The organism is Helicobacter bizzozeronii (assembly GCF_900196775.1).
GTDB lineage: Bacteria > Campylobacterota > Campylobacteria > Campylobacterales > Helicobacteraceae > Helicobacter > Helicobacter bizzozeronii.
In genome coordinates, this window is the sequence record NZ_FZLB01000083.1 from 1 (window position 1) to 9,383 (window position 9,383).

7 protein-coding genes are annotated in these 9,383 nt (G+C 42.1%); 5 read left to right on the forward strand and 2 right to left on the reverse strand.

The genetic code is table 11. The features are described 5' to 3' along the window. Positions 1 to 883 precede the first annotated feature (883 nt). The 3 genes from C5684_RS08030 to C5684_RS08040 are packed head-to-tail and all read left to right on the forward strand — an operon-like array spanning position 884 to position 5,007. Entirely contained in the window at positions 884 to 3,043 is a 2,160-nt protein-coding gene (locus C5684_RS08030) for an AlwI family type II restriction endonuclease (RefSeq protein WP_233708720.1), read from the forward strand. Then, positions 3,030 to 4,106, forward strand: coding sequence for a DNA adenine methylase (locus C5684_RS08035; protein ID WP_013882053.1), 1,077 nt, complete (start codon positions 3,030 to 3,032; stop codon positions 4,104 to 4,106). Before C5684_RS08030 ends, C5684_RS08035 begins: the two co-directional genes overlap by 14 nt. Continuing rightward, positions 4,087 to 5,007: a Dam family site-specific DNA-(adenine-N6)-methyltransferase gene (locus tag C5684_RS08040; RefSeq protein ID WP_104639980.1), complete on the forward strand. Its 921-nt coding sequence runs from the start codon at positions 4,087 to 4,089 to the stop codon at positions 5,005 to 5,007. The genes C5684_RS08035 and C5684_RS08040 overlap by 20 nt, the downstream gene beginning before the upstream one ends. Positions 5,008 to 5,196: 189 nt before the next feature. Here C5684_RS08040 and C5684_RS08045 read toward each other — a convergent pair whose 3' ends face one another. Together C5684_RS08045 and C5684_RS08050 are read right to left on the reverse strand one after the other, a co-directional pair. Next, a complete protein-coding gene (locus tag C5684_RS08045; protein WP_104639981.1) occupies positions 5,197 to 5,703 on the reverse strand; it encodes a hypothetical protein in 507 nt (168 codons plus the stop codon). A gap of 463 nt (positions 5,704 to 6,166) precedes the next feature. After that, a complete protein-coding gene (locus C5684_RS08050; protein ID WP_104641591.1) occupies positions 6,167 to 6,370 on the reverse strand; it encodes an abortive infection protein in 204 nt (67 codons plus the stop codon). A gap of 1,077 nt (positions 6,371 to 7,447) precedes the next feature. On the opposite strand from C5684_RS08050, the gene C5684_RS08060 reads away from it, so the two are divergent. Together C5684_RS08060 and C5684_RS08065 are read left to right on the forward strand one after the other, a co-directional pair. Further along, entirely contained in the window at positions 7,448 to 8,134 is a 687-nt protein-coding gene (locus tag C5684_RS08060) for an outer membrane protein (RefSeq protein ID WP_233707394.1), read from the forward strand. A gap of 632 nt (positions 8,135 to 8,766) precedes the next feature. Beyond that, positions 8,767 to 9,294, forward strand: coding sequence for a tetratricopeptide repeat protein (locus C5684_RS08065; RefSeq protein WP_104639982.1), 528 nt, complete (start codon positions 8,767 to 8,769; stop codon positions 9,292 to 9,294). Positions 9,295 to 9,383: the final 89 nt, after the last annotated feature.

Genomic DNA, 9,383 nt, shown 5'->3' on the forward strand with positions numbered 1-9,383 from the left:
TGAAGATTTTTCCATGCCATTATTCTAGCTAAAGTTACTTAAAATGGAAAAATAAAATTGGCGTTGGCATAGAATCATTTTTATTTTTAAGAGTGTTGAGCGTTGCTATAATTTTGTGTAATTTTAGAAAGGTCGTGTATGTTTGAGAAGGATAGCGATCAATATTTTTGCATAGCTCGAGAGGCTTGCAAAAAACAAGATTATGAAAAAACCTTAAAATTCCTTAAAAAAGCTGCAGAGTTAGGACATTCTGATGCTTGTTCCATTTTGGAATTTATGAATACTACCTATTAATCTCCACGAGCTTTTTACAGCACGAGTTTTAATGGGGAGCTAAAATGTTAAAAACCCACGTGCAAGAAAAACTTAAAAATGGTGGAAATTGCAAAAAATACGTGTCTTGCAGAATTAGTAGGTCAAGCTAGAGCTTGACTATCATAGATATTTTATATCTTAGGGGACAGAAACCCCCCCCCAAACCCCCAATAGAGGCTTTAGAAGTAGGAATTTTGCTTTATATTTGGCTGTAGAACGCTTTTGCAATGCAAGACTAGGGTTGGGGGGATAGGTTAGGAGTAAGATAACGATTGTGGAACATTCTAGGTGGGTAGAAACAATATAGGGCAAGAGACAAAAAGGACAAGATGCTTTGTTTTGCAAAAACACCCTAAAAGTCCCCAATTGGTTAGAGTGCTTGTAGTCTGGAGATAATGACACTTATTTTAGGTTTGGAAGGGTCTATAGAACGCAAGACCCAATGCTAGAAATTTAAACTATGTTTTGGCGTTGAAAGCGGTTGTGGGGGATTGTGGAGTGTAAAATACGAGTAGAATAAACTAAAATGATGAAGTGTGTTACAATCACAACAAAAAGATGACCTACAATGATCGCCAAAAAACTAAACTCCCCCATCAATCTTGGAGATACCAGCTTTAGGCGCAAAGAGATTGCCAGCGACTACAAAATCCTACTGCAGGGTTTGCAAGATTTGCCCCTAAAGTGGGACATATACAACGGCTCGCAGGAGCTGTTTTACCGCTATGTGCTAGGTAGTGGTCTTATTAAACCACCAAAGGAAATATCATCTATGCAGGGCAAGCCAAATGCCAAGCACATACAGACATACGGCAATGTGCTAACTAAAATAGGTTTTATAGATGACAAGCAAGCATTGACACCGGAAGGTTTAATTTATCTAAATAACAAAATTGAATCGGAGTCATTAGAGTCATTACTAGGTTTAAATGTGCTAGAGAGTGCTCTCATCAAGCCACCAGAAAAAGACATCGCTCCAGCAGAGCAAGCCAAGCGGGCAAGAACCTACAGCAATGCACTCGTTAAAATAGGCTTTATAGACGAAAAACGGGCATTGACCCCAGCAGGTTTAGCCTTTTTGCATAATAAAATTGAGCCAGATTTTTTAGAAAACTTGCTAGGCTTAAGAGCAGATAACCTTGCGTTTTTACGGCAACTTTTCAAATTAGGGGTGTATCAGGGTGAATGTGCCCTTTATATTTACCGCATAGCCCTTGCACTCTTACTAAGACACCCACAAATCCTCCAAGATCACTTTTGCAAGATTTTATTAAGCTTAGAACCCACACAACACGCAGAACAACTGACAAGCATCTTTGATGGCTATCAAAGGGTTGTAGAGAACAAGCAAGACATCGATGTTTTTATCAACGCGCTATGCACAGATAGCCAAGAAGTGCATTTTGCAAACGCCCCCATCAAAAATACACAATTTTACACCCACTTTAAAAACCGCAAAAGCAAAAAAGTAACAGCTCTCTACGGGCAATTCTACCAAGCTTGCCTAGACTTTTACCACGCCAAAAACCCCCAAAACCTAAAGAGTTTGCACGCCATTGGCTCTGATCCAGCTGTTATTAAAGCCTTTGGGTTTGGCAAGCCCTTTTTCATAGAGTCGCTCATTAGCAAAGAAAACGCCCTGTTTAACGCACCCAATCTACAAGAGTTTAACCACCAATTCTACCAGATGTATCGCCATTCCAAGCACCACGACCTTGTGCAAGAGTATAGCGATGTGCTGATTCGTGTCTTTAGGGTTTCTGGGATCATCAGCTTTAGCAATGGTTTGGTGAGCCTTAAGCAAAGAGAAGTGATCCAAGAAATTTTTAGCCCTGAAAACCAAGTCATCTTAGAAACGCAATCCTTGCCCCCTAGAATGGCCACCAGCCTTCAGCAAGACCTAAGCCTGATAGAAATACTAAACCTAGACCAAAACGCCCTAGAGAGCCTTGAAAAGCGTATTAGGGCTAAGTGCCAAATTGCGCCCCAAATTTCTACCAAAGATTTTTTAAAAAACAAAGACGACCGCCAATTTGAAGCCAAGCTTGAGAATCGTTACACAGACAGCCAGCTTTGCGCCCTCTTAAAGCTGTTTGGCGATAAAAAGCAACACCCCAAAATCCAAAAAGAAGTTACAGATAACGCCAGCGTGCCGACCATCTTTGAATACATCAGTGCCATTGTGTGGCATAGGATCAGTGGCAAAGACTTCAATCTACGGGACAGCATGAAACTAAGCCTAGATGCCGATGGCTTGCCCTTGTCGCACGCCCCGGGTGGGGATGGCGACATCATCGCACGCCATGCCACATTTGACACCATGCTAGAAGTTACCCTCATGGATCAAAACGCCCAAAAGCGGGGGGAGTTAGAGCCCGTCATCAGGCATGGAACAAACCTAAGCGCCCAAAACGATCAGCACAATCGAAACTCTTATGTCTTTTTCATCGCTGACAAACTTGATGTCAATGTCATCAATCTTTTTAGAGCGAGTGCCTACATACAACTTCAGCACACACGCTATAAGTCCAGCACACAGGGGGTTAAAATCTTTGCTTTAGACACCAAACAACTCGGCTATCTTTTAGAGAAAAAGCCCGACTTTAAGGCGTTGATCGCCACGATTTTTAAAGATTACAGCTATTACAACCCCAAGCCCATCGCCCACACTTGGCATAAAGAAGTTTGGCAAGCGGTGCAAGCTCTATGCGCCCATGAAAACCTTTAACATCGCTAACCGCCGTTATTTGGGGGGCAAGGCACACATGCTAGACTTGATCGAACAAGTGATACGCCAGCACACGCACGGGTGCAAGAGCTTTGCTGATCTCTTTGCGGGCACGGGGGTGGTCGCCCACCACTTCAACCCCAGCTTTGACATCGTAGTTAATGACCTTCTAGCATGCAACCACCACGCCTATGTGTGCTTTTTCTCACATATGCCCTACGATAGGGATTTGATCTTGCACCTACTCACCCATTACAACCAAGCCACCAACTTGGCTGATAACTACTACAGCCAAACCTTTGGCAACACCTACTTAAGTGCCAAAAATCTTAAGCTAGTGGGATGGATTCGCGATGATCTCGATGAAAAGCTTAAAGAAAAAGAAGTAAATGAGCGGGAGTATTCTATCTTGGTAACTTCTCTCATTTACGCCATTGATCGGATCGCTAACACGGTGGGGCATTACGATGCCTACCGCAAAAATGGGGAGCTAGAAATGCCCCTAGAATTGCGTATGCCCGTCATTGCCGACACCCACAACACCCATAACCAAATTTTCAACATGGATGCCAACGCCCTTGCAAAGTGCCTATCTGCCGATATTGTCTATCTAGACCCCCCTTACAACTCACGCCAATACGCCAATGCCTACCACTTCTTAGAAAACATCGCCCGCAACACTAAACCCCCCGTTTTTGGGAGTGCTGGCAAGATGGATTTAAGCGCACTAAGAAGCCAGTATTGCTTAAAAGATGCCAAAGTGCATTTTAAAGAGCTCATAGACAGCTTGCAAGCCCGTTATATTCTCTTTTCTTATAACAACACCCATAGTGCGAATCCCCGATCCAACACCAAGATCAGCGATGCTGACATCTTAGAGATTTTGGGGCAAAAGGGCGTATTGTCTGTCTTTAGCAAGGATTGCACCCCCTTTAGTGCGGGTAAGTCCGCCATTACCAATCACCAAGAACGGCTGTTTTTATGCGCTGTCCATCCCCATAAACTTAAAATTAATTTAAAAAATACACAGACTAAGGCAGAGCTTGATCCAATCACCCCTTAATTACACGGGGGGTAAATTTCGGCTCTTGCCCCAAATACTCCCCAAGTTCCCAACCAATATCCACACCTTTTACGACATCTTTTGTGGGGGCTTTAATGTGGGGAGCAATGTTAGGGCACATCGGGTAGTGGGCGTGGATAAAAACCCCGCCTTGATTGAGCTGTTGGCATACATCCAAAGCACCCCCAATTTAGAGCAACAAATCGATCAGGTCATCGCCATGCATGGACTCAGTCAGTCTCATCTGCATGGTTACCCCCATTACAATACCACTTCTAGCAAAGGTTTAAGCGCACACAACAAGCCCGCGTTTTTAAGGCTGAGAGAGAGTTATAACCATAGAAAAGAGCCCTTATTGTTGCTGGTGTTGTTGATCTTTGCCTTTAATAACCAAATGCGTTTTAACGCTAAGGGGAACTTTAATTTGCCCGTAGGCAAGCGGGATTTCAATGCAAGGCTTAGACGCAAGTTAGAGCTTTTTCAAGCAAGGATAGAAGGGGACTCTTTTTTATGCACGGATTTTAGAGCGATGGATTTAAGCACCTTGAGTGCTAAGGATTTTCTCTATCTTGACCCGCCCTATCTCTTGGGCTGTGCGAGCTACAACGAAAATGGGGGATGGTCTGTGGGTGATGAGCTGGACTTATTGCACTTTTTAAAGAGAGCTAGCCATAGGAGCATTCAATTTGCACTCTCTAATGTGATCGAGCATAAGGGGGCAAAGCATAGTTTGCTCTTAGAATGGTGCAGAGCACAAAGGTGGCACATCCACCCCTTGACATACAGCTACGCCAATTCCAGCTACCAAACCAAGCACAAACACGCCCCCAGCCAAGAAGTGTTGGTTACGAATTATGCATCTTTAATGGGGGTGGGGAATAGGGGTCTTAGTGGGGCATGAGCTTGTATTTATCTCCCATATAAAAGAGCGAGAGCGTAGGGGTTAAAGGGGGTTCTTGGGTGTCAAATAGAGTCTTTGGGGTGGTTTTTGTGGCAGTTTTCATTTTTTCCTTGTGGGTTGATTGTATAGGCTTTGTGTGGAGTTTAGCACACTACAGCCCTATGCCCCTAGGGTATTAGATGTTGGTTGCTAGCTACCTCTCTTAGGCTTTCTGCCCCTTGTCTTTTGGGGTGCTTTGGGGTTAGAGAGCTTAGAAATGCCTAGCCCTTGCTGTTGCTCTGTCTGTGTGGCGTGTGTGTTTTGGGGGGTGCTTTGTGGGGTCTGTCTTTGAGCTTGTGGGCTGGCTTCATTCTTTGCACCCCCTTGCTCCCCTTGTGTGCTTTCCTCTTGTGTGGCTGTGGCAACTTGGTTAATCTGTGTGGTCTCTTGATCTCTTTTTTCTTTTTTGGCTTGCATGGCTGTTGTAGCCCCTAGTAACACCTTTCTAGGTCTGCCTACAGGTCTTTTGCCACTAAGCTCCGTTGTAAGCATTTTTTTATTTTTGTTAGATAGGGCTAAAAGGTGCTCAAAGCCCTCTTGAATCTCTAGGGCTTCCTCAAACAACTCTAACAGACCGGCTTGTTTTATTTTTTCTTTAATCTCTTGTAGGCGTAAGGCATAGTGGGTGATGTCTTCTGTAGAAGTGATGTCAAACATGGCTGGCTCCCTTGATTGTGAGATGGGTTTATTATAGCACAAATTAATTAATAGAATTATTTTAAAAATTAATTATTAATTTAATTTATGAATATTTTATAATTATATTTATTAATATTATTTAATTTATTAATATTAAATACTAATAAATTATTTAATTAATATAATTATATAAAATAATTAAAATACAAAAATTAAAAATAATTTTAATGACTGCAATAAAAGCCCATAAAATAGGAGTTTTATGCTTGTTTTTGCAATGTATTTATTAAGGTTTTTTTTGGTGTGCTGAGTAGCTCAATGCCTTTGAAAAATATGCAAAATTAGACACGATTGACATTAACATTATTGCAAAATCTAAGGGATAAAATCCAAAAATAATAAAATATTTTTGAATATTTTTTGCAATATTTTAATGGAAATTCTCCATAATTTTTCTACCAAAAAAGCACAAAATTAAAGTCTAAATATGTTTGCCACCATCCCCCTTTTGCTCTTGCTCTTGGATGGCTTTCGCTTGTGCTAAAGCTTTAGGCAAAGCCTCTTTAAGATCAGCAAATCCACTCAAAGCCATTTGCACTCTGACTTCTAATTCCCTTGCTACTTTTGGGCTAGTCTTGCCTATTTGGGCGATTGTGGCGTGTATGTTATTCTCTAAAATATCCAAAGCTCTCCAATCACTCTGGGAAAAATTGTAGTGGGCAGGGGCCATACAGATTTTTGTAAAACTCTAAAAGATCTTTGGCTTTTAGTCCTGGGGTGAAGTTTAAAAAAGGTGTGCTATAGCCCATTTTAGTGCGCAAGGGTGGAGCGGTGTTGGCATAAATTATCCCATTGAGACTAGCTTTTGTGTGGAAGTCCAAGCGAAAACCCAAGAGTGTGCCGATTAAAGTGGATTTACCTGCTCCATTGCTTCCAAATAATAGCCGTGCTTGTGTGTTCTGCAAAATGTAGGTCTTGCACAAAAAGAGGGTGGAGAGGTTTTAAGCGTTCAGAGCCACAATAATTTAGGGTATGGATGCTAAGGCGCACGGGTTATAGGTAAATTGGCGGATTAGATACTGCTTGTTTCTTTAGGTGGCATGGCAACTCAAAGTCCTTTGAGGCGAATCTACAATGTGTTTTTGTGTGCGGTGTTTTTGTGTGCGTAAATCCTAGATACATTCCATTTCCACGATTTGTTAAGCACTTCATTGCTTGTGAGCATGGGACTGTATTATCACAATCTCGCCTGAATAACAAATTACCTGCTTTGAATTTATTTTAACTTGGCGTTAAGGCCATTAATGTTGTGACACGGGCTTAGAAGTACTTGGCACATATGCGCACAATTGTTTCTCTAATACCGCTAAGTATTTTTAATGGGTCTGGGGATGATGGAGATAGTCCTTGAAAAATAAACAAAATTCTACTAGGATATGGTCGTTTCTACTCTTTTTGCAAGGAGTCTTTGACTAGGATGGTAGTTAGCAAGCAGTTTTTAAGCTTTAAGTATTCCCTATGGTGGATAACTATCTTGGCTTTTCTCTCTTTAGTGCCTCTTAATGGGGAAAAAAATGGGTTCTTTGTAGAGGGCGGTCTTGAGTACTCTTATTTTTCAGGTTTTGACACACATGTAGTTAAACCGGTTACATTGCAAGAGCTGATACAAGCGAAGCAACAGGAAATCGAGCAAGAATATATAACAACTCTTGTGGCATCGGGGGATACCCTACAACAGGCAGAAACCTATAAGAACGATCATATGGCAAGCTTTTACGCATACGCTAAAAGTGCTGTAGAGAGTGAACTTCCCCATGGAATACCAGTCTCTACCAAAGCCCCTTACGGTGGGAATCTCTTTGGGATAGATCTCCAAGCTGGTTATAAACAATTCTTTGGCAAAAAGAAACATTGGGGCGTGCGCTACTATGTCCTGTTCAGCGCGCAGGGTGGGACTTACTATAACAAAAATGGCGGGTACAACCAATCCTCTGGCAACTTATTCTATGGGGTGGGTGCTGATGCGCTCTATAATTTCTATCAGAAAAGACACAAGACCTATGGTGTTTTTGCAGGATTGATGATTGGGGGAAGCAGCTGGTTTATGGGAGGGGCTAAAAACGCTAGTGGGGCGTGTATCTATACAAGCAATGGCAAATGTGTTAGCATGAATGACTATTATGGTAACTTGACGAGCACCAATGATGGCAATGTGTCCAGAGCCTCGTTCTCGCCCACATTTGTGCAATTCCTTATCAATATCGGATTTAGAACCAATTTCACCAGACATCAGGGCTTTGAAGTGGGTATGCGCATCCCCACCATTGACGACCCGTATTTTAAAATTACGTACATAGAGATGGGACCATGGGGCAACAAGGGAACTTGGAAAAACCTCACCTTTAGGCGCAATGTGGCCATCTATGCCAACTATGTCTATAATTTCTAAACGTGGCTGGTTGTGGATAGCAACAATCTTGATTTGAGATTGATATAGGATCAAAAATGGTCATTTTTGTATTTTTGAGCGTTTTAAAGCACCGTACGCAACGATAAAATTAAAAGAAATTACCAAAAAGCACCCCCCATATCGTGCAAATTTGACCCCTTAGAATGCAAGGAAACGCTATGTTTAGTTTTGAGTGTTTGTTGGATTGTTAGAATTGCTTAAATTTTGGGTATAAATCCTTTAAGGGGTCTAGGAGGCTCGTAGAGCGACAGATAGAGGGTGGGGTATATCAAACAATTATCACACATAGCGATCTAGTATTGTGCACTGAGTGAGGCCAGTTGTTCCATAACAAGTCTAAGCAGTGTGCTTCACAGACAAGATTTAACTGGGGGTCATCTTTACCCTTACATTTCTTAACACAAGCCTTTTCTGCTTCACGGATACTTTTGAGCTTCCTCTTGTCTTGTTGGGTGAGTGTGCCTGCTTGTTCTTTGGACTAAACATCGTTTTGTGTTTAAAAAGCGTTGTAGAGCGTTTATGGAGTATAGTTCTGTGAAAGGACATAAACTGGCACATTTGCAAAAATGTGCTACACTGCCAATCTTTTAGTTAGCATACAAGGGGAAGTTATGGTTTTCAGATCTGTGTTGCGTGTGGCTGTGGTGGTGGCTTTATCTAGTGCGGGTTTGCAAGCGGTCAAACTAGGAGAAAGCAAAGCTTACAAAAAAGGCAATAAGATGTATTGGGCTTATATTGGAGCTAGCGGGGGCCATGACACTTCTACAAATCCAGAGACAGATTGCAAGCAAGCCCTTAAATACTACAAGGAAGCTCTCCAAGAAAAGGATTTTGCAGCTCACGAGGGTTTAGGCAAGCTCTATGAGTCTGGCTGTGGGAAAGTGGTTAAGAAGGATGTCCGGAAAGCCATTGAGCACTATAAAAAAGCAGGTGCGATGGGTTGGGGGGCTGGATATGCTAGTTTGGGAAGTATGTACTATCAGGGTTCAGGTGTTCCTAAGAGTCAGAAAAAAGCCCAATACTATTTGAGTCTCTGCCGCAAAAGTGTTCATCCTGTCAAAGCAGATCTTAATATGACACCTGAAGGTGTTGATGGGTGCAAGGCAACTATATTTGATCTCAATGTGGGAGGAGATTAGAGTTTTTACACAACTTAGGTTGTAGGTGTTGCAAGGGCTAAGAGGACAAGTAGTCCTAGAAGGCTCTAAAACGCTCTACAATCGCTTTT

What these genes read in the sequence shown, in the direction of transcription:
- C5684_RS08065 (WP_104639982.1), top strand. Translation starts at nt 8,767, where the DNA reads ATGGTTTTCAGATCTGTGTTGCGTGTGGCTGTGGTGGTGGCTTTATCT.
- C5684_RS08035 (WP_013882053.1), top strand. Translation starts at nt 3,030, where the DNA reads ATGAAAACCTTTAACATCGCTAACCGCCGTTATTTGGGGGGCAAGGCA.
- C5684_RS08030 (WP_233708720.1), top strand. Translation starts at nt 884, where the DNA reads ATGATCGCCAAAAAACTAAACTCCCCCATCAATCTTGGAGATACCAGC.
- C5684_RS08060 (WP_233707394.1), top strand. Translation starts at nt 7,448, where the DNA reads ATGGCAAGCTTTTACGCATACGCTAAAAGTGCTGTAGAGAGTGAACTT.
- C5684_RS08045 (WP_104639981.1), bottom strand. Translation starts at nt 5,703, where the DNA reads ATGTTTGACATCACTTCTACAGAAGACATCACCCACTATGCCTTACGC.